The 24,318-nt window shown below is 47.8% G+C and carries 20 protein-coding genes and 5 pseudogenes; 21 read left to right on the top strand and 4 right to left on the bottom strand.

Annotated features, from left to right (window positions below; genetic code table 11):
- The first annotated feature begins 58 nt into the window (after window positions 1–58).
- Window positions 59–2,410 (top strand): DUF4368 domain-containing protein, encoded by a 2,352-nt coding sequence (locus VSQ62_RS20390; protein ID WP_334636601.1) that lies wholly within the window; start codon window positions 59–61, stop codon window positions 2,408–2,410.
- Between the two features lie 242 nt (window positions 2,411–2,652).
- Here VSQ62_RS20390 and VSQ62_RS20385 read toward each other — a convergent pair whose 3' ends face one another.
- A complete protein-coding gene (locus VSQ62_RS20385) occupies window positions 2,653–3,018 on the bottom strand; it encodes a winged helix-turn-helix transcriptional regulator (protein ID WP_120408113.1) in 366 nt (121 codons plus the stop codon).
- 190 nt (window positions 3,019–3,208) lie between these two features.
- Between VSQ62_RS20385 and VSQ62_RS20380 the strand changes: the two genes are divergently transcribed.
- From VSQ62_RS20380 to VSQ62_RS20370, 3 genes are all read left to right on the top strand, one after another.
- Window positions 3,209–3,712 (top strand): flavin reductase family protein, encoded by a 504-nt coding sequence (locus VSQ62_RS20380; RefSeq protein ID WP_120412433.1) that lies wholly within the window; start codon window positions 3,209–3,211, stop codon window positions 3,710–3,712.
- Window positions 3,713–3,903: 191 nt separating this feature from the next.
- On the top strand, window positions 3,904–4,764 hold the full coding sequence (locus tag VSQ62_RS20375) for a radical SAM protein (RefSeq protein ID WP_334636600.1): 861 nt from the start codon (window positions 3,904–3,906) through the stop codon (window positions 4,762–4,764).
- A 76-nt stretch (window positions 4,765–4,840) separates the two neighbouring features.
- The gene (locus VSQ62_RS20370) at window positions 4,841–5,272 is read left to right on the top strand and encodes an RNA polymerase sigma factor (RefSeq protein ID WP_334636599.1); all 432 of its coding nucleotides are present in this window, start codon (window positions 4,841–4,843) and stop codon (window positions 5,270–5,272) included.
- 160 nt (window positions 5,273–5,432) lie between these two features.
- On the opposite strand, the gene VSQ62_RS20365 is transcribed toward VSQ62_RS20370, so the two are convergent.
- Window positions 5,433–6,905: a transposase gene (locus tag VSQ62_RS20365; RefSeq protein ID WP_334635354.1), complete on the bottom strand. Its 1,473-nt coding sequence runs from the start codon at window positions 6,903–6,905 to the stop codon at window positions 5,433–5,435.
- 268 nt (window positions 6,906–7,173) lie between these two features.
- Between VSQ62_RS20365 and VSQ62_RS20360 the strand changes: the two genes are divergently transcribed.
- Together VSQ62_RS20360 and VSQ62_RS20355 are read left to right on the top strand one after the other, a co-directional pair.
- Complete coding sequence (locus tag VSQ62_RS20360) at window positions 7,174–7,374, top strand: helix-turn-helix domain-containing protein (RefSeq protein WP_322203798.1); 201 nt, start codon at window positions 7,174–7,176, stop codon at window positions 7,372–7,374.
- Window positions 7,375–7,418: 44 nt separating this feature from the next.
- Window positions 7,419–7,553: pseudogene (locus VSQ62_RS20355) on the top strand (winged helix-turn-helix domain-containing protein); the annotation flags it as partial.
- Window positions 7,554–7,586: 33 nt separating this feature from the next.
- Here the strand turns inward: VSQ62_RS20355 and VSQ62_RS20350 are convergent.
- A complete protein-coding gene (locus tag VSQ62_RS20350) occupies window positions 7,587–8,582 on the bottom strand; it encodes an IS1595 family transposase (protein ID WP_334636598.1) in 996 nt (331 codons plus the stop codon).
- A 102-nt stretch (window positions 8,583–8,684) separates the two neighbouring features.
- On the opposite strand from VSQ62_RS20350, the pseudogene VSQ62_RS20345 reads away from it, so the two are divergent.
- The 12 genes and pseudogenes from VSQ62_RS20345 to VSQ62_RS20290 all read left to right on the top strand — a co-directional run.
- Window positions 8,685–8,963: pseudogene (locus VSQ62_RS20345) on the top strand (winged helix-turn-helix domain-containing protein); the annotation flags it as partial.
- 342 nt (window positions 8,964–9,305) lie between these two features.
- Window positions 9,306–9,701, top strand: coding sequence for a plasmid mobilization protein (locus tag VSQ62_RS20340; RefSeq protein WP_334636597.1), 396 nt, complete (start codon window positions 9,306–9,308; stop codon window positions 9,699–9,701).
- Window positions 9,673–11,305: pseudogene (locus VSQ62_RS20335) on the top strand (relaxase/mobilization nuclease domain-containing protein). The gene VSQ62_RS20340 and the pseudogene VSQ62_RS20335 overlap by 29 nt, the downstream one beginning before the upstream one ends.
- Window positions 11,295–11,681 carry a cysteine-rich VLP domain-containing protein gene (locus VSQ62_RS20330; RefSeq protein ID WP_057572169.1) on the top strand — a complete coding sequence of 129 codons (387 nt, stop codon included), beginning with the start codon at window positions 11,295–11,297 and terminating at the stop codon, window positions 11,679–11,681. Before VSQ62_RS20335 ends, VSQ62_RS20330 begins: the two are co-directional and overlap by 11 nt.
- A 73-nt stretch (window positions 11,682–11,754) precedes the next feature.
- A complete protein-coding gene (locus VSQ62_RS20325) occupies window positions 11,755–12,531 on the top strand; it encodes a replication initiator protein A (RefSeq protein WP_057572170.1) in 777 nt (258 codons plus the stop codon).
- Between the two features lie 64 nt (window positions 12,532–12,595).
- Entirely contained in the window at window positions 12,596–13,447 is an 852-nt protein-coding gene (locus VSQ62_RS20320) for an ATP-binding protein (protein ID WP_334636596.1), read from the top strand.
- Complete coding sequence (locus VSQ62_RS20315) at window positions 13,444–13,629, top strand: transposon-encoded TnpW family protein (RefSeq protein WP_334636595.1); 186 nt, start codon at window positions 13,444–13,446, stop codon at window positions 13,627–13,629. Before VSQ62_RS20320 ends, VSQ62_RS20315 begins: the two co-directional genes overlap by 4 nt.
- Before the next feature lie 39 nt (window positions 13,630–13,668).
- A pseudogene (locus VSQ62_RS20310) lies at window positions 13,669–14,385 on the top strand (VirD4-like conjugal transfer protein, CD1115 family); the annotation flags it as partial.
- Window positions 14,386–14,992: 607 nt separating this feature from the next.
- Window positions 14,993–16,804: a reverse transcriptase domain-containing protein gene (locus VSQ62_RS20305; RefSeq protein ID WP_334636593.1), complete on the top strand. Its 1,812-nt coding sequence runs from the start codon at window positions 14,993–14,995 to the stop codon at window positions 16,802–16,804.
- Window positions 16,805–16,920: 116 nt separating this feature from the next.
- Window positions 16,921–17,502 (top strand): annotated as a pseudogene (locus VSQ62_RS20300) (type IV secretory system conjugative DNA transfer family protein); the annotation flags it as partial.
- Window positions 17,503–17,516: 14 nt separating this feature from the next.
- Window positions 17,517–17,864, top strand: coding sequence for a glutamyl-tRNA amidotransferase (locus VSQ62_RS20295; RefSeq protein WP_334636591.1), 348 nt, complete (start codon window positions 17,517–17,519; stop codon window positions 17,862–17,864).
- Window positions 17,865–17,969: 105 nt separating this feature from the next.
- Window positions 17,970–18,806, top strand: coding sequence for a VirB6/TrbL-like conjugal transfer protein, CD1112 family (locus VSQ62_RS20290; RefSeq protein ID WP_120391756.1), 837 nt, complete (start codon window positions 17,970–17,972; stop codon window positions 18,804–18,806).
- Between the two features lie 402 nt (window positions 18,807–19,208).
- Here the strand turns inward: VSQ62_RS20290 and VSQ62_RS20285 are convergent, their stop codons facing one another.
- Window positions 19,209–20,591 (bottom strand): IS1380 family transposase, encoded by a 1,383-nt coding sequence (locus VSQ62_RS20285; RefSeq protein WP_120397169.1) that lies wholly within the window; start codon window positions 20,589–20,591, stop codon window positions 19,209–19,211.
- A 245-nt stretch (window positions 20,592–20,836) separates the two neighbouring features.
- On the opposite strand from VSQ62_RS20285, the gene VSQ62_RS20280 reads away from it, so the two are divergent.
- The 3 genes from VSQ62_RS20280 to VSQ62_RS20270 all read left to right on the top strand — a co-directional run bounded on the left by VSQ62_RS20280 (window position 20,837) and on the right by VSQ62_RS20270 (window position 24,317).
- Window positions 20,837–21,430, top strand: a complete 594-nt coding sequence (locus tag VSQ62_RS20280) for a hypothetical protein (protein ID WP_334636590.1) — start codon at window positions 20,837–20,839, stop codon at window positions 21,428–21,430.
- A 75-nt stretch (window positions 21,431–21,505) separates the two neighbouring features.
- A complete protein-coding gene (locus VSQ62_RS20275) occupies window positions 21,506–21,991 on the top strand; it encodes a PrgI family protein (RefSeq protein WP_334636589.1) in 486 nt (161 codons plus the stop codon).
- Entirely contained in the window at window positions 21,984–24,317 is a 2,334-nt protein-coding gene (locus VSQ62_RS20270; protein ID WP_334636588.1) for a VirB4-like conjugal transfer ATPase, CD1110 family, read from the top strand. Before VSQ62_RS20275 ends, VSQ62_RS20270 begins: the two co-directional genes overlap by 8 nt.
- Window position 24,318: the final 1 nt, after the last annotated feature.

Here is a 24,318-nt window from a genome sequence, read left to right as displayed (position 1 = left end):
ATAAGTATAATAAGGTTATAGGGAAGCGCGCACCCTCAAAGAAAGGAGGTTACACACCATGAAGAAGCAGACAGAGAAAGACAAACTCACCGCCTTATACGAAAGACTCTCCCATGACGATGAGCGAGCCGGGGAATCCGTAAGCATAGAGAACCAGAAGCGGATTTTAGAGGACTATGCAAGAAAAAACGGCTTTACCAATATCCGGCACTTTACAGATGACGGAATCCGGGGAACTACGTTCAAGCGTCCGGGGCTGGACGCTATGCTGGACGAAATCCGGGCGGGGAACGTGGCAACGGTTATCATCAAAGACCAGAGCCGAATCGGGCGTGACGTGGTTGAAGTGGGGCTTTTAAAGCGCACCTTTGATGAATACCATGTGCGTTTTATCGCCGCCAATGACAACCTTGACACCGCCAACGGCTTTGATATTATGTCTATCTTCCGTGACGTGATAAACGAGTGGTATGTTGCCGACACCAGCCGCAAAATCAAAGCTGTTTTCAAGTCAAGAATGGAAAAGGGCTTGCGCTGCTCTGGCAGTGTCTGCTATGGCTACCGCGCTTCCAAAGAAGAAAAAGGCGAGTGGATAATTGACGAGGAAGCCGCCGCCGTTGTGCGCCGCATCTTTCAGAGCGTTCTTGCCGGGGAAACCGTAGCCAGCATAGCAAAGGCACTCCGCGCCGAGAAAATCCCTATCCCGTCCGAGCATTGGAAGCGGACAGGCGAGCCAGTCCGTGCGGCAAAATACACCGACCCTTACGCATGGTCAGCGACCACTATCGGCTACATACTGAAACGCCCGGAATACACAGGGCGCAAGGTACTGGGGAAAACCGTATGCGAGAACTACAAGACCAAGAGCAGCCGCAAGACCGCGCCGGAGGAACAGTATATTTTTGAGGGCGCAATCCCCGCCATTGTGGACGTGGAAACGTGGCAGACCGTACAGAAGATACGGGAAACGGTACGCCGCACACCAAAGCGGCAGAACGCCCCGAACCGTTTGACAGGGCTTCTCTACTGCGCCGACTGCGGCTCTAAACTCACACACCGCTATACCCTTGTGCAAGGGAAATGGATTGAGGACGCTTTCATCTGCTCCGGCTACCGCCATTTAATCCATGACTGCACCATGCACCATATCCCCACGGCAAAGATTGAAGCCGCTATCCTTGCCGTTATCCAGCGTGTAAGCTGGTATGTGCGGCACAACGAAAAAGAATTTACCGAGCGTGTCCGGGAAGCGTCCGACCAGAACCAAGAGAAAACCGTCAAGGAATGTAAGCAGAAAATCAGCAAAGCACAGAAGCGGCACAAAGAGCTGGACGGGCTTGTGAAAAAGCTGTACGAGGGCAACGCCACGGGCAAGATACCCGACAAACATTTTACCCGGCTTCTTGCTGAATATGACGAGGAACAGACCGGGCTTGAAACGTCCATAGCGGAATGGCAAAGGCAGATTGAAAGCTGGAACGCTGATAAGCTGAAAACAGACCAGTTTATCCAGCTTGTGAAACGCTATACCGACTTCTCCGAATTGACAACGCCCATGCTCAACGAGTTTATCGAGAAAGTGATTGTGCATGAGGGCGAGGGGCGGGGGAATGACCGCCGCCAGCGGATAGACATTTATTTAAACTTTATCGGCGCATTTGAAGTACCCGCCCATATCGTCACCCCGGCAGAGGTGGAGGAACAACGCCGCCAGCAGGAGGAACAGGCGGCAAAGGAAGCCCGTTCAAAGGAGCTTCAAAAGGCGCGGTATGAGAAGCGCAAGGCAGAGAAACGGGAATTTACCGCAAGGAAAAAAGCGGGGCTTCTCACGCCGGAGGAACAGGAAGCGGAGGAAAAACGGCTTGCACATAACCGGGAGTGGCAAAAGGAATGGAGGGAGAAACGAAAAGCCACAGAGCCGCCCAAGCCGCCTAAGAAAAAATCCATAAAGGAACTTATGGAACTGGAAAAGACCGGGGCAGAGCTTACGCCGGAGGAAACGGAACGGCTTGCGGAATACCGCCGGAAAAAAGCCGCACAGCATAAGGCATGGCGCGAAAGGCAGAAAGCCGGACAGCCAAAGACAAGGACGCTCAAAGAGCTTGCCGCCGCCCAAAAAGAGGGGGAATCCTTAACGCCGGAGGAATCGGAACGTCTGGAAGCCCACAAGAGCCGGAAAAAGATAGCAAGGGAAAAGCTGGTACGGCAAGCCGAAACCGACCCGGCAGCGGCGGCAGAGCTTGCGAAAAAGCGGGCGTATGCTTCCGAAGCCACCAAGAAATCCCGGCAGAAAATGTATGAGGAAGCCGCCACTGGAAACCCCGAAGCGGTGGAACGCTATGAGAATTATCTTGTCGCAAGGAGGGAAGCATACCACAGGAAAAAACAGGAAGCAGAGAGAACCGCATAGCCTCCCCGTCTGAACATCAAGAGCCGGAAAAGCAAGGGCGCATTGTGGAAATGTGCATAACAGGCTATGGAATCATGGATAACTCTGTTCACAGCACATGGAAAAGCAAAGAGCAGCTTTCCCACGTCCTGCAAACAGAGTTACCCACAATTCCATAAGATAGCCAGTTATACACATTACGGCACAATGCCGACTACTACGGAATCCCTCTTTTTCTTTATCTTTTAAAACATATTTTTATTTTACGGAATATAGGTTAGCCCCCATTTTGTCATAGCGTAAAAGACAGGCAATAATGCTGCGCCTTTATCAGTCAGAGAATATTCTACATGGGGAGGAATTTCGTTAAATTGTATTCGTGACACCAACCCGTCTTTTTCCAGTTCGCGCAAAGAAGAAGTGAGCATTGTATTTGTAATGCCGTCAATGTTTTTTCTCAATTCGCCAAAACGTATAGGGGATTTAATACACATTTCGTAAATAATCTGAAATTTCCATTTGCCTTGTAACATGATAATTAAAGATGTTACCGGGCAATTACCAGCTTCGGTGAGAATACCGATTTTAACTTTTTGTGTCCATTCGTCATAAGTTAAATCCTTATCCATACTGAATCGTCCTTTCTTTAGGATATGAATATATCAAATATGTGTTTAACAGTATGGTCTACCATACTATGTAAGAATATTCTGCGTACTTGAAGAACATTTCAAACTAAGTATAATTATCTTATCAGCAAAAGTCAACAAAGGCTCTGCTGTAATTCAAAAATTTTATCAAAGAAAGGATAGTTTTATCATGAAAGAAATTAACATTGAACAGGCAACAGCAGTTACCTCACCAGACCCGCTTATGCTGCTTTGCACAACAAAGGAAAATGGAAGCCTTAATATGGCTCCGGTATCGTTCTTTATGTACTCATCTTATAACCCGCCTATGCTTGCATTTGCAATGGGAAAAGAATCTAATTCCGGCAGTAACATTCGCCGGACAGGAAAAGCGGTTTTTGCTGCTCCGGGTGTCAGCTTAAACAATGCAGTAATGGCATATGGTTCTTTCAGCGGCAACGAGCAGGACAAGCTGAAAGAAACACCGATTGTGTTACAAAATATTGAGGGAAGCAATATTCAAATTCCAGAGGATACACGAGTTGCCTTTGTGGTATCCCTTGCACAAACTATGGAATCCGGCGACCATTACTTGTATCTTTGCAACATTGAGAAAATCGTTGCAGATGAATCAAAAGACGCATTATTTGCATGGGACGGTTATGCGAAAGTTGCTCCGGCACAGGAAAAATAAATTAGTGTAACAAAAAAGTAGACAAATCAATCAACGGAAAACAAAAGTTATAAGCACCATTGTGGACAGCCTATTCAATTTTAGGCTGATAATTCAGAGGGGCGATAGCTTAAAGTGCTACCGCCCTTTTGAATATAATAGGCAATTAATAAAAATGTATATTTCTGTTTGTTTTATGGAGGTGATTTATCTTGAGCATAATAGAAAAAGAAATTGTTACAAAAGACTTGATTACAAAATCGAATTTACCAGCCAGTGATTATGTAATCAATCCTTATGTTGGCTGCCCTCACGCTTGCAAATACTGCTATGCCCGTTTTATGAAACGATTTACAGGACATACAGAAGAATGGGGAAATTTTATAGATATAAAGCGTTGTGATAAAACAATTAGTGTAAAAAAGCTGTATCAAAAATCTGTATTTATTTCTTCTGTAACGGATTGTTATAATCCTTTTGAAGCAAAATATCAAGTGACAAGAAATGTTTTAAAGCAGCTAAAGAAAGCGGATTGTTTGATTACTATTTCCACAAAGTCTGATTTGATACTAAGAGATATTGATATATTAACAGAGCTGAAAAATTTAGTAGTTGCAATTTCTATTAACACTTTAGATAACGATTTTCAAAGTGATATGGATAACGCCAGCAGCATTACACAGCGGATTACAGCATTAAAGGAATTACATAAACAGGGTATTTATACAGTTTTATTTATGTCACCCATATTTCCGTATATAACAGATTTAAAAAAAATCATTGAAGCAACAGCAGCGTTTGTATGTGAATATTGGTTCGAGAATTTGAATCTTCGTGGGAATTACAAACAGGATATTTTTCAATACGTTTCTGAAAAATACCCACAATATTTAAGTGGTTATAAAGACATATATAACAATAAGAACATGGAATATTGGAAACAATTATCCGCTGATATAGATAGTTATTGCGCTCAAAAAAATATCAAGTATACAAATTATTTTTATCATAGTTTACTTGTTGCAGAAAAAAAGCAGTCAAACGCTAAAGACAATCAGAGGGCGACAATATAAAATTGCCGCCCCTCTGGATTATAAATGCAACCGTAAACCAAGCACCGCCCCATGTGGGAGAAAGGAGGATTTTTCTATGGCTTGTACAGAAGCATACAAAGAACATATCGTGTATTCTTTCAACGCCTTTTGCAAAGTTGTCATACGCTATGCCGCTATCAACGCATGGCGCGATAGGAACAGGCGGCGGCAAAAAGAAATATCCTTTGAATACCTCACAGAAGAAAAGTTCTACCCTCTAAGCACATCAGACGAATTTCTCAAATCACCCTACGAACAATACCCCGTTACGATATGCGGTCAGACAATCATACTCACCAATGGGGAGCTTGCCGCCGCCCTGTTATCATTGCCGGAGAAAAAGAGGGAAATCATTTACCTTTACTTTTTCGGGAATTACACACAGCAGGAAATCGCGGATTTATACGGGCATTGTAAAAGTACGGCATGGCATTACATACACAGTGCGTTACAGATGTTGCAGAGAGCACTCTCGGAAACTCAATAGAGAATAAGCAGGAAAGGGTTGATTTTCAGAAATGAGAGGGATAAGGGATGGATGATTATGGGGCTTGAGCAGTCCAGAGAGCATAAAGAATAAAAATGTGCATGACTTTAAAACCTGTCGGAAAACAGGCCTGAAAGAATCCAGAAGCAGGAAACTTGGTTTATGCCACTGCCTGCACCTGCTGTTTATAGCGGGCATCCAGATGGATGCAGATTCCAATCATGGTTGTCATGAAAGAATAATGCTCCTTTGTGTGTATGAACATACGGTGCAGTCCGTAATCATTGAGGATGCGGTTGTTGATACGTTCCGTGGCGGTGCGTTGATTATAAATCTTCTTATAAGCATCTGTGCCGCGGGGGACGTCGGTGTAAAGCCGGATATCCCATTCGGGCCGGGTTTTGACGACTCTCCCATATTTGGAATCGGTGCAGGAGTTTTTACATTTGGAACAGTGATCTTTCCCATAGGGGCAGCGCCACATGAGGTAACCGCTGGATCTGTCATAACCGTTAGGCTTCATGCGCAGTTTTTCCTGACATAAGGGCGTTCCATCTTTGTCAATGGTGATGGTATCAGGAATTGTTTTTGGCCGGCCGCATTTGTCGTTCAGGTCGATGAAGGCCCGTATTCCCCTGCTTTTAAGGATCCGGTAGGTGGGGTAATTGTCCATTGCAGAATCCAGGCACATATTCGAGGTGGAAACAGCCGGCATATGTTTTTCCAGTTCATGGAAAGCGACAAGGAAATTGACCGAATCATGACGCTTTGCGCTGGTAAAACGCAGAAGCAGGGGGAGATCTGTCCTGAGTTCACTGTTATAGCAGGATAATTGGAACAAAGTGTAGCCGAAGTAATATTTTTCCAGGTCGCTGTCCCAGCCCCAGGAAGCATCGGGGTCGGGGAAATGCCGCAGGTTTTCCGGTGCGCCAACCCTGTGGTGCCCGCGTGGGCAGGCATGGGTATGCACGGCGGTGCCGTCTCCGGAAACCGTAAGGTGTTCCCTTGGTATGAGACCGGATTCCATGGAAGGCAGGACAGCCACGTGATAGAAGAAGCGCTGCAGCCGCCCTTCAAAGTTAAAAGGGATATCCTTCCCGCTCATGAGCCGTTTTTCGATAGATTCTGTGATTTTGGGCTTTGCCTCCTGTGCTTTCTGTTTTTTGCCTTTGGGCTTATCTGGCCTTTTGCTGTTCCAGGAAGCCGGAAGCAGTTTGTCCCGCGTATATAAGTCCGTTGGCGGTGCAGTCCAGAGCCTGTCCATGAAGTCAAAATAAGAACCGAGGGGCGGCAGGGAATCCGTAGTGCAGCCGATGAGAGCGGCAAGGAGGCGGTCATGTTTGAGCCTGTCGACCCAAAGGGTAAGGGATAGCTTGGCCAAACCTTCTGAAAATAGAAGAAAGAAAAGGATAAAAGACCTTAAGATTTGTGGCTGGTTCTTAGCGGGCCTGCCAGTGTTGGAGTAAAAGGGCAGAAGGAACTCCATGGCCTTATCGGTATCGAAAAGGCGGAGTTTCTGCCATGGTTTCCAAAGCTCCGTATGGAGCCGGACTCTTTCAGAGGAATCGAAATGGACTTTGGATTCGTTGAGAAAGTACTTGTAATCTTGCATGGACTGCCAGTACTTGATCATAAAGTGCACCTCCTAGTAGTTTAGTTTAATGCTGTGCGTGTGGCACAGACGCTTCTTAACTACAAGGGGCGCGTTTGGTGACTGGCGTATATGGTCACCAAACGCGCCGCACATTTTGACTTATATGTCAATACTTTTTTGAAAATTTAACAAAAATGTTTTCCGGGATATGGAGGAAAGCAAAAAAGAAGAACATGAAAAAAGAGCGGAAATTCGGGCTCAAAGAGTTTCCGAGACCGCTCGCAGAAAGAAATGGAGGGATTTTCGCATGGGGAATACTAACCTTGTGCCATATGAAACCATTGTCCGGGCGACCAGCGGAGAGCCGGAAGCCGTGGACGAGGTTTTACGGCATTACAGCAAACGAATCCGCTTTGCCGCCCTTGAAAACGGACACGTCAACACAGACACCGAGGACAGCATAAAACAGCGGCTTATCACCGCCCTGTTCCAGTTCCGCTTTGACTGAAAAGGGCTGCATAACGGGAGGTGGTATTTGTCGGGAAAATAGTCATGCTTACATTCAGCGACACCGAAGAAAAAGCGGTTGAGAAAGTCATAGCCGCCCTTGCCGATATGATACCGCTGGAAGCCATACAGCCACCCCATTCCCCGGCGCTTATTTTTCCGGGATTGGAAATCAGATTGGTGTTAGTCAATAAATATGTTGGTCTAATCTCATTACAGTATTACCAGACGATAATTGCGTACATCATAGACACCATGCCAATAGCAACTGTTTCCAATATTGCACAATGAAAGAAACAGAGAAGTTGCTAAACCTCCTGCACACCGGAAAGCTATCGAAAATAGTGCATTGTAACGATTGAGATATTTTGTTGCCACTCCGCGGTAATGGTTGTATGTTTCCTTAATATAGGAATGCATGCTGTTCACTGTATTCAGATTAAACAGCTTCTTATTTTCTTCATGGTTTACATCCATAACCGTACAACCCGTCGCTGCCCTCAGACTGTTATAGCTTCGAAGTCCATCTGTAAGTATTAGAGTCTCCTCGCAGATATGTGTGCCAAATATTTCATACAATTCCTTGCCAGATGGCTTTGCGCGGTTTACGGTCTCTGCTATTGCCTTGCCATCACGCTGGATACCTGTGCAGATTGCGATATATTCATTTGAAATCCCTCGTTTTGCTGCTATAGCTCCATGCTTACGGGCAGTACGGTTCGCTTCCGTTGGAACGGTCTTTCCTTTATAGCAGTCAAGGACAAATGTTTCATCCAGTTCAGCGATACCAGAAAGAAGAACAGGCTCTTTTTCAAGCATGTCCTGAAGTGCCATAAGAACTTTATGCCTCATATTAAATGCTGTTTGATGAGAAAATCCGAACTTTTCAGCAGAGAAGTCCAGAGATGCACCAACCAGTGTGTCATGAATGAAATCGGCCCAAATGGATCGGCTAAAATGCGAATTGGCCGTCAGTGTACCGGTTGAGTATAGGTAGGTCTTTCCGCATTCATGACAATAGAAACGCTGTTTCCCATTTGCATGACCATACTTGATAACTTTTGAACTCTGACAGTACGGGCATTGGGGTCTGTCAGCTAGGCTTTGATTAACGGAAATGATCCCCATTACAAAGTTAATGATGCGTTCCAAGTCCGAGTTACATAGGTTTTTAATGCAATCAAACAGCGTATTGATTTTATCTTTCATATGATTATCACCTCAAAATTCATTAGATAATCATATGATACTACTTTGGGTGTCCCAAAATCTGGACACTCAGCAAGACCAACATATTTTTTGACTAACACCATCAGATTACACCAACGCCGGGTATTAAAAGACGGCACGGACATTTACCTCACCCGTTTAGAATACGGCGCACTCTGTTACCTTGCCGCCAGTCCGGGGAGGGTGTTCACAAAGGCGCAAATCTTTGAAGCCGTGTGGAGCATGGAAAGTGAAAGCTGCCAGTCAAACGTGGCAAATGTGATATGCAATCTACGGAAAAAGATAGAGCCGGACAGCCGCCGCCCCACCTACATAAAGACCGTTTTAGGCATAGGCTACAAGTTTACTTCCGGGGAATAGCAACAGGATAACCGCCGCTATTGGCGAAGATACGAAACAGGAAATCAAGGAAAAAGGTTTCCTGTTTTTTTACGCTTATTTTTCCTGTTTCCGGCTTTACTGCATGGGAAAATACCGCCGCAAAATTGGCAGAATCCACGCCGCGCAAGCCGGGGGGATAACGGCAAAAGCCAGCACAGCGGAATCCGTCAGTTTCTTAGAGCAAGATTCTACCACAGTACCAAATTTCGCCTATCGGCTCATTTTGTCCTGCGGGAATCTTGTTGGGGTTGCCACCCCAAGCCCGCCTTTTGCGGCTTGCGCCGCTTGAAAAAATCCACCCACGAAAGGAGGTTCACAGCCATGAAAAAATACAATACGCCCCACCGCCGCCGGGTAATCAAGACCCGCTTGACCGAGGAAGAATACGCCGAGTTTTCCGAGCGTGTCACCCTCTGCAAAATGAGCCAAGCCGAATTTATCCGGCAAGCACTTATCAAGTCAAGCATACGCCCGGTCATTACCGTTTCCCCGGTCAATGATGAATTACTTTCTGCCGTTGGGAAACTCACAGCCGAATACGGGAAAATCGGCGGCAACTTGAACCAGATTGCCCGATGTCTGAATGAGTATGGCGCACCTTATAACGCCCTCTCCCAAGAGGTACGAGCCGCCACAGTGGAGCTTGCCGCCTTGAAGTTTGAAGTCTTGCAGAAAGTAGGTGAAGCCGTTGGCAACATTCAAACATATCAGCTCTAAAAATGCCGACTATGGGGCGGCTGAACAGTACCTAACTTTTGAGCATGACGAGTTTACCATGAAGCCCACACTGGACGGAAACGGGCGGCTTGTTCTCCGTGACGATTACCGCATATCTTCCCTTAATTGCGGTGATGAAGATTTCGCCATAGCGTGTATGCGCTCCAATCTGAAATACGGAAAGAACCAAAAGCGGGAGGACGTAAAGAGCCACCATTACATTATCAGTTTTGACCCCCGTGACGCACCAGACAACGGCTTGACCGTAGACCGGGCGCAAGCGTTGGGCGAGCAGTTCTGTAAAGAGCATTTCCCCGGACATCAAGCGTTGGTATGCACCCACCCGGACGGGCATAACCACAGCGGAAATATCCATGTGCATATCGTCATAAACAGCTTGCGGATTTCCGAAGTTCCGCTGTTGCCGTACATGGAAAGACCAGCCGACACAAGGGAGGGCTGCAAGCACCGCTGTACAGACGCAGCTATGGAATACTTCAAAGCGGAAGTCATGGAGATGTGCCACCGGGAAAACCTCTATCAGATTGATTTACTCCACGGGAGCAAGAACCGTGTCACCGAGAGGGAGTATTGGGCGAAACGGAAAGGACAAGCCGCACTGGATAAAGGGAACGCTTCCCAAGCCGCCACAGGAGAGCCGCCCAAGCAGACCAAGTTTGAAACCGACAAGGAGAAGCTACGGCGCACAATCCGAGCCGTCCTGTCCTCTGCCGTTTCCTTTGAGGATTTTTCCGGGAAACTGCTACAACAGGGCGTGACCGTCAAGGAGAGCCGGGGGCGGCTATCCTATCTCACGCCGGACAGGACGAAGCCCATCACCGCCCGGAAATTAGGTGATGATTTTGACTGTGCCGCCGTGCTGGAAACACTCACCATAAACGCACAGAACGCCGCCAGAGCCGCCGAAAAGACCCTACCCAGAACAGGAATACCCCCACAGCATAAAAGACCGCTTACAGCGCAAAAAAGCCGCTATAAACGCACCGAAACAAGACGGCGTACAGCGCATGGTAGACATAGCCGCCAAGAAAGCCGAGGGCAAGGGGAAAGGCTACGAGAAATGGGCGACCTTGCACAATCTAAAGCAAATGGCGGCGACCATGAGTATTTACGAGGAATCCGGCTTTTCTTCCCCGGAAGAACTGGAAGCCGCCCTTGCCGCCGCCAGTGCGGAACTGAACAGCGTCCATGCGGAACTGAAAGCCGTGGAAAGCACTTTGCGGGAGAAAAAGGACTTACAGAAACAGCTATTGGCGTACATCAAGACCAAACCCGCCCGTGACGGGCTGAAAGCACAGAAAACAGAAAAAGCCCGCAGGAACTACCGGGAGCAGCACGAAAGCGAGTTTATCATAGCCGAAGCTGCCACCCGGTTTTTTAAGGCACAGGGAATCCAAAAGCTGCCAGCGTCCAAGACCTTACAAGCGGAGATTGAGCAGCTTATGAGGGAGAAGAACAGCCTTTACAACGAGTACCGGGAAAAGAGGGAACGCACAAAGGAATTGCAGACTGTAAAAAGCAATATCGACCAAATCTTACACCGTGAGCCGGAACGGGGAAAGGGGCGGGAAAATGAACGGTAAACGCCCCTACATGGACTACCCACAGCACAGAGCCGCCCGCCGCCTTGTGCATGAGTGCTGTAACTATGATAACGGCAACTGCCTTGTGCTGGATAACGGCGAGCCTTGTGTATGTGTGCAAAGTATCAGCTATTCGCTTCTCTGCCGCTGGTTCACTGCCGCCGTGCTTCCCCTTGACTGGAAACTGGAAGCCGCCCTACTCCACCGGGCAGAACTGAAACGCTGTACCGAGTGCGGCGGTCAGTTTCTCCCAAAATCCAACCGGGGGAAATACTGCCCCGATTGTGCCGGACGCATGAAAAGAACCAGAGCCGCACAGCGCAAGCGGAAACAGAGGGGGAAATGTCACGCTTTAGAAAACACAGAACCCCCGTAAATCAAGACTTCCCGGCTACTGCTCAACGGGTATGCGGTACATTTATCCTTTACCCCCAAAAAAGCCGTTTTAAATGCGTAACAGAAGCCACAGACAGGAGGTGAAAACCATAACCGAATACATTACAGCCAACACCACAATGCCGCCCTTTTTCCCCTATCCCCGATTTCTGCTGAAAATGGACTTGTCACAGACTGCAAAGCTGCTCTATGCGCTGCTCCTTGACCGTTCCACCCTCTCACAGAAGAACGGCTGGCAGGACAATGAGGGCAGGACGTATATTGTCTACCCCATAGCAGAGATAGCGGAAATACTGGATAAAAGCACCATGACAATACAGAACTCCCTAAAAGAACTGGATATTGCCGGGCTTTTAGAGAGGGAACGCCGGGGATTTTCCGCGCCGAACCGCCTTTATGTGAAAGTGCCGGAAGTAGTAAAGGTTTCTTTAGATATGACACAAAGAAATCTTGATGTCAGTCCTAAAGAAAACTGTACATCAGACACAAAGAAAACTTTACCTATGATACAAAGAAAACTTTACCCTAACCAACTAAATATAAACAAACTAAAAGAGAGCCAACGAATGGGAGCGAGTGGAGAGCCGCCCGCGCCCTATGGCAAATACCAGAATGTTTTCCTCACTGAAAGCGAATATGCGGAGCTGAAGCAGGAATACCCGGACTGCCTTGAACGGCTTATCGAGGAAATGAGCCGGTATATTGCTTCCAGCGGGAATGACTATGCGAACCATGCCGCCACGCTTTACAGGTGGGCGGACAGGGAGAAAAAGGAGAACCCGAAAAAGGGAATCCCCGATTATTCTTTCAAAGAGGGCGAGAGCCTTTGACAGCGGAGATAAAACGCCCCGTAAACAGGGCGTGAATAAGACCATGAACAAGGAGGACGATTTTATGTGTGATTATGATAACGCCATTTTCCGGCTTGCCACAGAAACAGAGCCAGAGCCGGAGGACTACACAGGCGAGGACGGGCTTTTATATTGCGGGAGCTGCCGCCAGCCCAAAGAAGCCTATTTCACCGAGGGAAAGGGGCTTTTCGGACATGACCGACACCCGAAAGAATGTGACTGCCAGCGCAAACGCCGGGAAAAACAGGAAGCCGCCGACCGGGAGCGCAAGCACCGCGACACCGTGGAAGAACTGAAACGCCGGGGATTTTCCAACGCCGCCATGCGCCAGTGGACTTTTGAAAATGACAACGGCAAATGCCCCCAAATGGATAAGGCTTTATTCTATGCGGCGAACTGGGAGGAAATGAAAGCGGAAAATATCGGCTATCTGCTATGGGGCAAGGTAGGCACAGGCAAGAGCTATTTTGCCGGGTGTATCGCCAACGCCCTTATGGAGCGTGAGATTTCCGTGTGCATGACGAATTTTGCCTTGATACTCAATGACCTTGCCGCCAGCTACAAGGGCAGGAACGAATACATAGACCGCCTTTGCCGCTTCCCTCTGCTTATCCTTGACGATTTCGGCATGGAGCGCGGCACGGAATACGGGCTTGAACAGGTTTACAACGTGGTTGACAGCCGATACCGAAGCCGGAAGCCGCTAATTGTCACAACGAATTTGACGCTGGAGGAATTACAGCACCCGGAGGACACCGCCCATGCCCGGATTTATGACCGTCTGCTTGAAATGTGCTGCCCTGTCTGCATTACCGGGGAGAACATCAGGAAAGCCACGGCACAGGGGAAAATGGAACGGTTAAAAGGACTGATGAACGGAAAGGAGAGCCTATGAACAATGACACCAGCAAGACCAGCCGCACCGCCGCCCCTCTGAACGTGAAGCCCGACCTTGTGAAGCGGATAGGGAACACCACCTTTGACATTCATATCCATTTCAGCGAAACCAGCCGGGAAACCTTTACGGACAAGGTAGTGCGGCTTATTGAGAATGACAAGGACAGTGTAACCAACTGAAAAGAAGATACACTTTTTCTTGTTCCCTACTTGACATTACCAAAAGGCGAGATTGTCCGTGACACGGGCGGGCTTTTGGAAAAGAAAGGCTATGAGGTGCGGGTGCTTGATTTAATCAACATGCACAAGAGCCACTGCTACAACCCGTTTGTGTATCTAAGAAACGACAACGACGTGCAGCGGCTTGTGACGAATCTCTTTAAAGCGACCACGCCGAAAGGAAGCCAGTCGCAAGACCCGTTCTGGGACACGGCGGCGAGTATGCTTCTCCTGTCCCTCGTGTTTTATCTGAAATACGAAGCCCCGCCAGACGAGCAGAATTTCCCGATGGTGATGGAGCTTTTACGGGCGGGCGAGGTACGGGAGGACGACGACGGCTATGTAAGCCCGCTTGACGAACTGTTTGACCGTTTGGAGATGGTGAACCCAGAGCATATCGCCCTTAAATACTACCGTGATTATCACAGCGGAAGTGCCAAGACATTGAAGAGCATCCAGATAACCCTTGCCGCAAGGCTTGAGAAGTTCAATCTGGAAAGCCTTGCTTCTTTAACCGCCACGGACGAGCTGGATTTGCCGTCTTTGGGCGAGAAGAAGGTCGCACTGTTCGCACTGATACCAGATAACGACACCAGTTTTAATTTTTTGGTGTCACTTTTATACACGCAGCTATTCCAACAGCTATTTTATCTCGCCGACCACAAGTACGGCGGGAGCCTGCCCGTCCACTGCCAGTTTATTATGGATGAATTTGCGGTGCGCTCGTAAGCGGAACCCATTCGTTCCGCGCGGGCTTGTTTGTAATCTATCTTTAGCAAGATAGTAGGTTCAATGTGAGGGCTTCATTTGAAGCCTAATTCCTATCATCAACCGACTTATCCGAAAGGGAAACCCGACGGAGAGTATAGCATGTCGGCAACGGTGCTATTCAGCCAGTTATCAGGCTGTGAACGGGCATCAAGATGAAATGTCATGTATGAGGTTAAACAGCTACACTGCTTAAATGACAGCCAGAGGGGCTTTATCGTCAGCACTGACGGAAGATAGCTATTATACGTCAGGCAGTGCAGGGTGTACGCAGAGTTTGCGAACTGCGTCTACACATCACATTCCGCACTGACCAGCCGCAATAAGCGGAAAACGGCGAACGTCATAGCCGACAGCATGACACGCTTGTACAGACAAGCCTAAACGAGGATAGCCTAAACAGGAACGCTTACCATTTTAAGCTATGGCATACAGTGTCTGAATATCCTGCATGGCTACGGAGTCTCCATAGTAGTCCGAGGCGGTAATACCGTTCACATGGCGAAGGGAGACAGCTATACGACTGAAATAATTTAGGAAAGGTGTGTGAGACATCATGAGAAGTCCAAAGATTATTTTGGAGAATCTACAGAAACACTCGAAAGAGGAAAACTACAGGTATGAGAGACTGTACAGGAATCTTTATAATGAGGATTTCTACTTGCAGGCTCTCCAAAACATCTACGCCAACAAGGGCGCAATGACACCCGGCATAGATGGGCTGACACTCGACGGTTACGGTAAAGAAAGAGTGGAGCGAATCATCCATGCGGTGAAAGACCACAGTTATCAACCGAACCCTGTCCGCAGACAGTATATCAAAAAGAAAAACGGGAAAATGAGACCGCTTGGGATATCGTCGTCAGACGACAAACTGGTGGAGGAAGTCATTAAGATGATTCTTGAAAGTATTTATGACCCGACATTCTCCAACTATTCCCACGGTTTCAGACCCGGCAGGAGCTGCCATACGGCACTCTTACAGTTACAGCAGAACTTCACGGGTGTGAAATGGTTTGTGGAGGGGGATATAAAATCGTACTTTGATACGATAGACCACCACAGCCTTGTAAATATCCTGCGCAGGCGGATTAAAGATGAAGCCTTTATTGAGCTGATTTGGAAATTCCTGGGTGCAGGTTATATGGAGAACTGGGAGTACAATGCCACTTTCAGCGGCATAGCCCAGGGTTCTGGCATCAGCCCAATCCTTGCAAACATCTACCTTAATGAGTTTGACCGATTTATGCAGGACTACAAAAAGGGATTTGATAAAGGCACGGGCAGAAAAAGGAACAATGAGTACTCCAGAAAACAGTCATACCGCCAAAGGTGCAAAGCCAAAATCCGAAAAGAATGGGACGGCTACTCTGATACAGAAAAGCAGGAAGCAGTACGCCGACTGGCAGACTTAAAGAGGGAGTTCCAGAAAATCCCTATGGGCGACCCAATGGACACAGGCTATAAGCGGATACAGTATGTGCGTTACGCCGATGATTTTCTTATCGGCGTAATCGGAAGCAAAGAAGATGCTGAAAAGATTAAGTCCGATATTGGGAGGTTCTTTGAGGAAACGCTGAAACTGGAATTGTCTGCGGAAAAGACGCTCATCACGAACAGTGACGACAAAGCGAGGTTCCTCGGCTATGACGTTACGGTATGCAACGACAGTGCGCTGAAAAAAGCCAAAGGAAAAGGGACTGTTAAAGCCTACACCGGCAAAATCAAGCTGTACCTGCCAAAAGAGAAATGGGTGGGGAAGCTGTTAAATTACGGTGTGCTGAAAATCGTTTCAAGGGCAGGGGAAAAGGAAGTCTGGAAGCCGTTACAGCGGAACGACTATATTTTCCTGCCAGTGCATGAAATGGTGCGGAAGTACAATGCGCAGATTCGGGGGATTTACAATTACTACCGTCTTGCGAGCAATGTTTCCGTATTAAATAAGTTCCATTATGTCATGGAATACAGCCTGTACAAGACCGTTGCGGCAAAATACCGTATCACAATGACAAAAGCAAAGCTAAAATATACCAAAAACAAAGAGTTTAAAGTGCCGTACAAAACACAGAAAGGTACAAAGTATGCAGTCCTCTATAATGAGGGATTCCGCAGGGTGAAATATGCCCTTGGGAGTTATGCAGACATCATACCCGAATATGAGCAGATGAACAAGCCAAAAGAATTGTTTTTCAGATACAAGGCGAACGTCTGCGAAATGTGCGGTGCATACGTGTCAGCGGTCAAAGTGTATCAAGTAAAAAGTATGAGCGACCTTGATGTTAATACAGAATGGGGAGCGATCATGAACAAGAAGAAAAGAAAAACGCTTGTAGTGTGTGGAGACTGCTATGACAGAATCCATAAATAATTGTAGAGGATGTATAGTGGGGAGCCGTATACATCGAGAGGTGTACGTGCGGTTCCGGGGCGAGGGTTCGGAAACCTGCTGTCGTGAGGCAGTAAGGCGCCGGATTCTTAGCCTACAACGTCAGTTTGCCTGATGACTTTGACAAGATACTGTCAGTCATGCGGTCAAGGGGCGTGTCCGTTTCGATTATCCTGCAAAATCTGGCGCAGCTTAAAGCGTTATTCGAGAAACAGTGGGAAAGCATCGTCGGAAATGCCGATGAGTTCCTCTATCTCGGCGGCAACGAGCAGAGTACCCATAAGTTTGTAAGTGAGCTTCTTGGGAAAGCCACGATAGACACGAACACCTACGGGAAAAGCTCTGGGCGGAGCGGCAACTATTCCACCAACTACCAGATTTCGGGGCGTGAGCTTTTAACGCCAGACGAGGTGCGTATGCTAGACAACCGCTATGCACTTCTTTTTGTGCGTGGAGAACGCCCCGTCATGGATTTGAAGTACGACATCCTGAAACACCCGAACGTGAAACTGACTGCCGACGGTGGGAAGCCGCCGTATCTTCACGGTGAGCCGACGCAGGCGGTCGCAACCCTTGTGTTTGACGATGCTTTGCTGATGGATGCAAAGAGCATGGAAACGGTCAGCACATCCTACGAGCTTCTGTCCGATGAGGACTTGGAAGAAATATTCAATTTATAAGGAGGATTTACCCTATGAAACTTTTTCAGAAAAACGAGAAGAAAGCAACCCAGAAACTGCCGATGGGCAGAAAGGCAAGAAAAGCGTTCGCCGTGTATACAGCCCTTGTACTCTGCATGGTTTTCGGAACGACTACCGCCTTTGCCGCCAGTGACCCGATTGCCGTTGTCAACAACCTTTCCAACTTCATCTTCGGTCTGATACGGGCGGTCGGGATGATTATGCTCGGCTTCGGCATCGTGCAGGTCGGCTTGTCGCTGAAATCCCATGACCCATCCCAGAGGGCAAACGGCTTTTTGACATTAGCGGGCGGCGTTGTGATTACCTTTGCAAAGGAGATATTAACCCTCATCACAGGCTAATCCAAAACAGACTGAAATAACAGACTGACACAAGACAAGATAACGGGGCAGATCCGCCATGCGGAACTTGCCCCGCTATCAAATTTTAAGAACGGAGGTGGTCGAATGTCAGACAACTGGGTAGTCCAGAACTTGGAGAACGCCCTTGACACATGGAATGAAAAGTTAGCCGAGATATGGCAGCTCATCACCCAATCCCCCGAAACCTTTAAGGGCGGTGCGATATGGAAAGTCATCGTTGACATCCACGGGGCGTTGCAGGCTATCGGGCTTGCCCTGCTCGTGCTGTTCTTTGTCGTCGGCGTGATGCGTACCTGCGGCGACTTCGCAAGCGTGAAGAAGCCCGAACACGCCCTGAAGCTGTTCATCCGCTTTGCCCTTGCGAAAGGTGCGGTCACTTACGGCTTGGAGCTGATGATGGCTTTGTTCAAAATCGTGCAGGGCGTGATTTCCGCCATTATGAAAGCCGCAGGCTTCGGCTCGGCACAAAAGACCGTCTTGCCGACAGAGATAGTGACAGCCGTGGAGGACTGCGGCTTTTTCGAGAGCATCCCTCTCTGGGCGGTCACGCTGATAGGCGGGCTGTTCATCACGGTGCTGTCGTTCATTATGATAATGTCGGTGTACGGCAGGTTTTTTAAATTGTATCTTTATACCGCCATCGCCCCCGTGCCGCTGTCCTCGTTTGCGGGAGAGCCGAGCCAGAGCGTGGGCAAGAGCTTCATCAAAAGCTACTCCGCCGTATGCCTAGAGGGGGCGATTATCGTGCTTGCCTGCATCATCTTCTCGGTGTTTGCGGCGTCCCCGCCCGCAGTCAACCCCGATGCGGCGGCGGTCACGATGGTGTGGGGCTATATCGGGGAATTGGTGTTCAATATGCTCGTCCTTGTCGGTGCGGTCAAGATGGCAGACCGTGTGGTAAGGGAAATGATGGGGCTTTAAGGGAATGAAATTTAAGTGCGTTTGTAAGGACAGAATCAAGCAGGCTCACCGCAGAAAAAATCGAAAAATCACTTGACATATGATTGTCGGATGATTATGATATAATGATTTAGATTTTAAAGTCTAAATGGCAGGCTTGGGGATGAAAGGAGATTTTATGTTTGACTATGTAGAACCTGAATCCGTGAACCTAACCTAAAAATAAAATGAAATCGGTAAATAAGAAATATGAGGCACTCTTTGTACCAATTTCATGCCAATAAAATATTGTTTTCGATAATCATACACTTTGAATCAAACTACTATCCAGCCACTTAGGTAAAATTTCTCTAAAATTGCCATACCTTAACTAAGGCTCATCGAACCATTCCAATGGCAAGGAAAATGTAGGATATCTTTCGTTTATTTTGCAGCTTGGAATATCCTGCTTATTTGTGAAGCTGCGTTCCTCCAGGGATTACTCCGCCCCAGATCAAGTCTCACCTGCCTTGCATGCTTTGTCACAACCCCGGGGGTCATGATGATCCGTTCAACTACCGTGCGTAGCCTCCGGCGGTTTACGGGTCTTTTCATGGGGATATCGCTGATCCTAAGTGATGCCTGTCCAATCATCCGCAGGAGATTGTAGGCCAGCTGGATCAGTTCCAGGACAAGTTCGTTTGTTTCGAACTTTCCAGATGGAAACTGCTCTGCACATAAGTCCGTCTTGATTTCACTGTGGTACTGTTCCATTTCTCCATGTTTATGGTAAAGCTCTATGATGTCTTCGTCCGAAAAATCTACATTGACGGAGTACATATCACAGTCAATTTTAGGGCTGATATAGTACTGCCCATCATGGTCACAGGCACGCTCTGTTATATCGTAAATGGTTCGGATTCCAACGGTCTTCCTGCTATGGCCGGATTTTGAACTGGCATCAGGTACATTATAAGATACGTCCCGGAATGTCTGCCCAATGTATTCCTTTTTCCCTTCCCGTGAAGACTTTACATTTGTGCATACACCGCCTACTTTGTCCAGCCACTCCTGCGGATTCTCCTTGCGGATGTTGCGCTTAATGATGAAATGCACCCTGTCCCCCCGGAAACACTCTTCCATGAAAATGCCGATATTATCCGCAGAATCGTTTCCGGAGTCGAGACGAATCAAGAGTGGTTTGTCCGTAATCTGACGGGCAAGTTTTAATACTTCGACCAGAAAGTTTGGTGTCCCTTTCTGGCAGTGCTGTTTTCCCTCCCGTAGTTCGCATGCAATAAGGTATCCTTCTGTCCCAATGTAGGCGAAGATAGGCGCATAGCCATCCTTCTTTTTATAAGTTCTCGAAATGCCTTCCTTATTGCATTTCTCATCAAGGAAAGGGCTCACGTCGATGTCGATTGGTATATAGCCATTTTCCAATGCAGACGGTTCCACGCCAAACTTTTTGAACAGATCCACATTGATCTGACGCAGCGCACCCTGCATACTGGCGCCGATTTCGTCCATACGCTGCCGCATGGTTGGCTCCGATGGGATATGGCGCATATGGAAAGCATTGCAGAAAAACTCAGGGTCATCATCGGTTTCATGGATGGATTCGAAGTCAGCGTTCCCACAGAGTATACCGATAAGCATGGCCTTTAGTACATCACTGTTCTTATATTCCTTGGATGGCGAAGAATATTTGTCAATTTTCGTGTCAAAATCAACAGCTTTTAACATCTGTCCTGGAATCAGCAGACCGCCATAGGGTGTAATCCTGGAATTGCTGAATGTATACTTTATGGTGTTATATGCAAACATAACATGTTCTTTCATGCTCATTTTAGTTGGCCTCCGTGTGTATAAGATGATGATATCATTATACACCGACAGCGGAAAAAAGGCAATAATTATCCACCTATTCGGTGAGCACCATATCTTGGCCGATATATATCAAGATATTGAATTTTAGAAGCATGCCAAAGTATTACTTTAAACGAAGTTCACGGATTCAGGTAGAAGATAAGAAATTTCTAAGCCGTATGCGGAGTTTATGTGGTGAGATAATGCAGGATTTCTGCCATTACTTGAAAGAGGACTATGATATTGGCGCAGTATTCTTTCTTGTAGGGAGCGGCGCACGAAACCTCATCGTACAAAACGCTTCGTTGCCGATTGATTTGGATTACAACCTTGAAATTGTAAGATGTGAGGATTTTGAGGATTGTAGGTTTTTAAAAGAATGTGCAAGGAAGTCCTTTAATAAGGCGTTAAAGGAACATGGTTGGGGAGATTGCGATGATTCAACATCTTCTCTGACTACGAAAAAAGTGCATTTTGTTGAAGGCAATCCTACCGAGTTTTCGATGGATGTCTGTATTGTTTGCAGGGATACAAAGGAACATTTTTACAGACTAAAACTTAAAAAGACAGGGTTCACTTATCTGGATGAATACTATTGGAACGAAGCCCCTCATTCTGCGGGAATACAGAAAAAGGCTAAGTATATCAAGAAAAGGGGAAAATGGCAGCTTGTCAGGGCGCAGTATCTGGATATTAAAAACAGATACCTGCGGCAGAACGACCACGACCATCCCTCTTTCATATGCTATATCGAAGCCGTGAACAACGTATATAACGCAAGAATGAATTGGAAGTAAACTGAATAAATTTTAAGAATCGTCATTTTCCCAAAGATGGCGATTTTTTTGTGCCAAAAAGGAGGTGTTTATGGATTGGAAGTAAAGATAAATAAGGAAATCCGCAACTACACGGAATCCATGTTCTTCGGGCTGTCGATGCGGCAGTTCCTGTTTTCCGTGCTTGCCTGCGACGTGGCGGTCGTCTTGTTTTTCCTGCTCCGTGGCAGGTTCGGGACGGAAACAATGAGCTGGATGTGCATCTTGGGGGCTTCCCCTTTTGCGGTCATGGGATTTGTAAGGTACAACGGCATGAACGCCGAGCAGTTTGTGTGGGCATGGATAAAGTCGCAGTTTCTGATGCCGAAGAAGATTTTATTTGTCCCAGAGAATTTATATTACGAAGCGGTGAAGCAGGCACTGGACGCACATGAGAAAGGCTTGCCCGCCGTGCAGGATAAGAAAAAGAAAAAACGCAGGAGGGCAAGGCGCAAGGCGGCGAGGGAACGGAGAAAACAGGCTGAGAAAGCCAGAAAGAAAGATAAAAAATCAAGAAAGCGTAAGGAGGTAGACCATGATTAAGACGCTGAAAACACTGTTCAAGCAGGACAGGGAGAAATTCATTGTGCCGAAGTCGGTGCAGGCGGTCATCCCGTTAAAGACCATGTGGGAGGACGGCATTTTCCTCGTGGGCAGGAACAAATACGCAAAGACATTCAAGTTTGAGGACATCAACTACGCCGTTGCGAGCCGTGATGACAAGGAAGCGATGTTCCTCGAATACTCGGAGCTTCTTAATGCTCTCGACAGCGGGGCGACCACGAAAATCACGATAAACAACCGCAGGCTCAATAAAGCGGATTTTGAGCAGACAATCTTAATCCCGATGGCGGAGGACGATTTGGATAAATACCGCAGAGAGTATAACAAGATGCTGCTTGACAAGGCGACAGGGGCAAACTCCACCGTGCAGGATAAATATGTAACCGTTTCCGTCTGCAAGAAGAACATTGAGGAAGCGAGGAATTACTTTGCCCGTGTCGGGGCTGACCTTATCGGGCATTTCAACCGCTTAGGCTCGAAGTGTACGGAACTGGACGCTAACGACAAGCTGCGTATCTTCCACGACTTCTACCGCACGGGCGAGGAAACGGCGTTTGCCTTTGACATGGCGCAGACTATGCGGAAAGGACACGACTTCAAGGACTATATCTGCCCCGACTCCTTTGAGTTCGAGAAAGATTTTTTTAAGATGGGCAACCGCTACGGGCGTGTGATATTCCTGCGTGAGTACGCCGCCTATATCAAGGACAGCATGGTGGCGGAACTTTGTGAATTGAACCGTAACATGATGCTCTCCGTGGACGTCGTGCCTGTCCCGACGGACGAAGCCGTGCGGGAGGTGGAGAACCGCCTGCTCGGTGTGGAAACCAACATCACGAACTGGCAGAGGAAGCAGAACCAGAACAACAACTTTTCCGCCGTCATCCCCTACGATTTGGAGCAGCAGAGAAAGGAAAGCAAGGAATTCCTTGATGATTTGACGACCCGTGACCAGAGGATGATGTTTGCCGTGCTTACGATGGTGCATACCGCAGACACCAAAGAGCAGCTTGACAATGACACGGAAGCCCTGCTTACGACGGCAAGGAAGCATCTCTGCCAGTTTGCCGTGCTGAAGTACCAGCAGATGGACGGGCTGAACACCGCCCTGCCGTTCGGCGTGAGGAAGATTGATGCGTTGAGGACGCTGACAACGGAGAGCCTTGCGGTATTTATTCCTTTCCGTGTGCAGGAAATCTACCATAAGGACGGCGTGTATTACGGGCAGAATGTCATCAGTAAAAATATGATTATCGCCAACCGCCGCCACCTCTTGAACGGAAATTCCTTTATCCTCGGCGTGTCTGGTGCGGGCAAGTCGTTCACGGCAAAGGAGGAAATGACGAACATTATTCTGACCGACCCTAATGTAGATGTAATCGTTATAGACCCCGAACGAGAATATTCCCCGCTTGTAAAGGCGATGCAGGGCGAGGTCGTCCACATCTCGGCGACGAGCGACAACCACATCAACGCAATGGACATGAACTCTGATTACGGCGACGGGGCGAACCCCGTCATCTTGAAATCAGAGTTTATTTTATCCCTCTGCGAGCAGCTTATCGGCGGTGCAAGTCTGGGTGCAAAGCAGAAGTCCATCATCGACCGCTGCACGGCGGGCGTCTACCGCTACTACCAGCAGGGCAACTATATGGGTACGCCGCCGACCTTGCAGGACTTCCGTGAGGAGCTGTTAAAGCAGGACGAGCCAGAAGCGCAGGAAATCGCCCTTGCGATAGAGCTTTTCACGGACGGCTCTCTCAACACCTTTGCCAAGCATACCAATGTGGACACCCACAGCCGCCTTATCTGTTACGATATTTTGGATTTGGGCAAGCAGTTACAGCCTATCGGTATGCTTGTGGTGCTTGACAGCATTTTAAACCGCATCACCCAGAACAGGGCGAAAGGCAGGAACACATTTATTTTCATTGACGAGATTTATCTGCTGTTCCAACATGAGTACAGTGCGAATTTCCTCTTTACCCTCTGGAAGCGTGTGCGTAAGTATGGGGCGTACTGCACGGGCATCACGCAGAACGTGGATGACCTCTTGCAGAGCCATACGGCGAGGACGATGCTTGCTAACAGCGAGTTCATCATCATGCTGAACCAAGCGTCCACAGACCGTATCGAGCTTGCGAAGCTCCTTAACATCTCCGATTTGCAGATGAGCTATATCACGAATGTCGGTGCGGGGCAGGGATTATTGAAAGTCGGCAGCTCCCTTGTGCCGTTTGTCAACAAGTTTCCACGAAATACGGAGCTGTATAAACTGATGACGACGAAATTTGGGGAGTGCTAAA

Source organism: Sporofaciens sp. JLR.KK001 (assembly GCF_036941055.1).
GTDB lineage: Bacteria > Bacillota > Clostridia > Lachnospirales > Lachnospiraceae > Sporofaciens.
Note: the sequence above shows the minus strand (reverse complement) of the source record. Positions and strands in the feature narration are given on the sequence as shown.

Excerpts from the sequence above, each read along its gene's own strand:
- VSQ62_RS20390 (WP_334636601.1), top strand. The coding sequence starts at position 59 with ATGAAGAAGCAGACAGAGAAAGACAAACTCACCGCCTTATACGAAAGA.
- VSQ62_RS20385 (WP_120408113.1), bottom strand. The coding sequence starts at position 3,018 with ATGGATAAGGATTTAACTTATGACGAATGGACACAAAAAGTTAAAATC.
- VSQ62_RS20380 (WP_120412433.1), top strand. The coding sequence starts at position 3,209 with ATGAAAGAAATTAACATTGAACAGGCAACAGCAGTTACCTCACCAGAC.
- VSQ62_RS20370 (WP_334636599.1), top strand. The coding sequence starts at position 4,841 with ATGGCTTGTACAGAAGCATACAAAGAACATATCGTGTATTCTTTCAAC.
- VSQ62_RS20365 (WP_334635354.1), bottom strand. The coding sequence starts at position 6,905 with ATGATCAAGTACTGGCAGTCCATGCAAGATTACAAGTACTTTCTCAAC.
- VSQ62_RS20360 (WP_322203798.1), top strand. The coding sequence starts at position 7,174 with ATGGGGAATACTAACCTTGTGCCATATGAAACCATTGTCCGGGCGACC.
- VSQ62_RS20350 (WP_334636598.1), bottom strand. The coding sequence starts at position 8,582 with ATGAAAGATAAAATCAATACGCTGTTTGATTGCATTAAAAACCTATGT.
- VSQ62_RS20340 (WP_334636597.1), top strand. The coding sequence starts at position 9,306 with ATGAAAAAATACAATACGCCCCACCGCCGCCGGGTAATCAAGACCCGC.
- VSQ62_RS20330 (WP_057572169.1), top strand. The coding sequence starts at position 11,295 with ATGAACGGTAAACGCCCCTACATGGACTACCCACAGCACAGAGCCGCC.
- VSQ62_RS20325 (WP_057572170.1), top strand. The coding sequence starts at position 11,755 with ATGCGTAACAGAAGCCACAGACAGGAGGTGAAAACCATAACCGAATAC.
- VSQ62_RS20320 (WP_334636596.1), top strand. The coding sequence starts at position 12,596 with ATGTGTGATTATGATAACGCCATTTTCCGGCTTGCCACAGAAACAGAG.
- VSQ62_RS20315 (WP_334636595.1), top strand. The coding sequence starts at position 13,444 with ATGAACAATGACACCAGCAAGACCAGCCGCACCGCCGCCCCTCTGAAC.
- VSQ62_RS20305 (WP_334636593.1), top strand. The coding sequence starts at position 14,993 with ATGAGAAGTCCAAAGATTATTTTGGAGAATCTACAGAAACACTCGAAA.
- VSQ62_RS20295 (WP_334636591.1), top strand. The coding sequence starts at position 17,517 with ATGAAACTTTTTCAGAAAAACGAGAAGAAAGCAACCCAGAAACTGCCG.
- VSQ62_RS20290 (WP_120391756.1), top strand. The coding sequence starts at position 17,970 with ATGTCAGACAACTGGGTAGTCCAGAACTTGGAGAACGCCCTTGACACA.
- VSQ62_RS20285 (WP_120397169.1), bottom strand. The coding sequence starts at position 20,591 with ATGTTTGCATATAACACCATAAAGTATACATTCAGCAATTCCAGGATT.
- VSQ62_RS20280 (WP_334636590.1), top strand. The coding sequence starts at position 20,837 with ATGCAGGATTTCTGCCATTACTTGAAAGAGGACTATGATATTGGCGCA.
- VSQ62_RS20270 (WP_334636588.1), top strand. The coding sequence starts at position 21,984 with ATGATTAAGACGCTGAAAACACTGTTCAAGCAGGACAGGGAGAAATTC.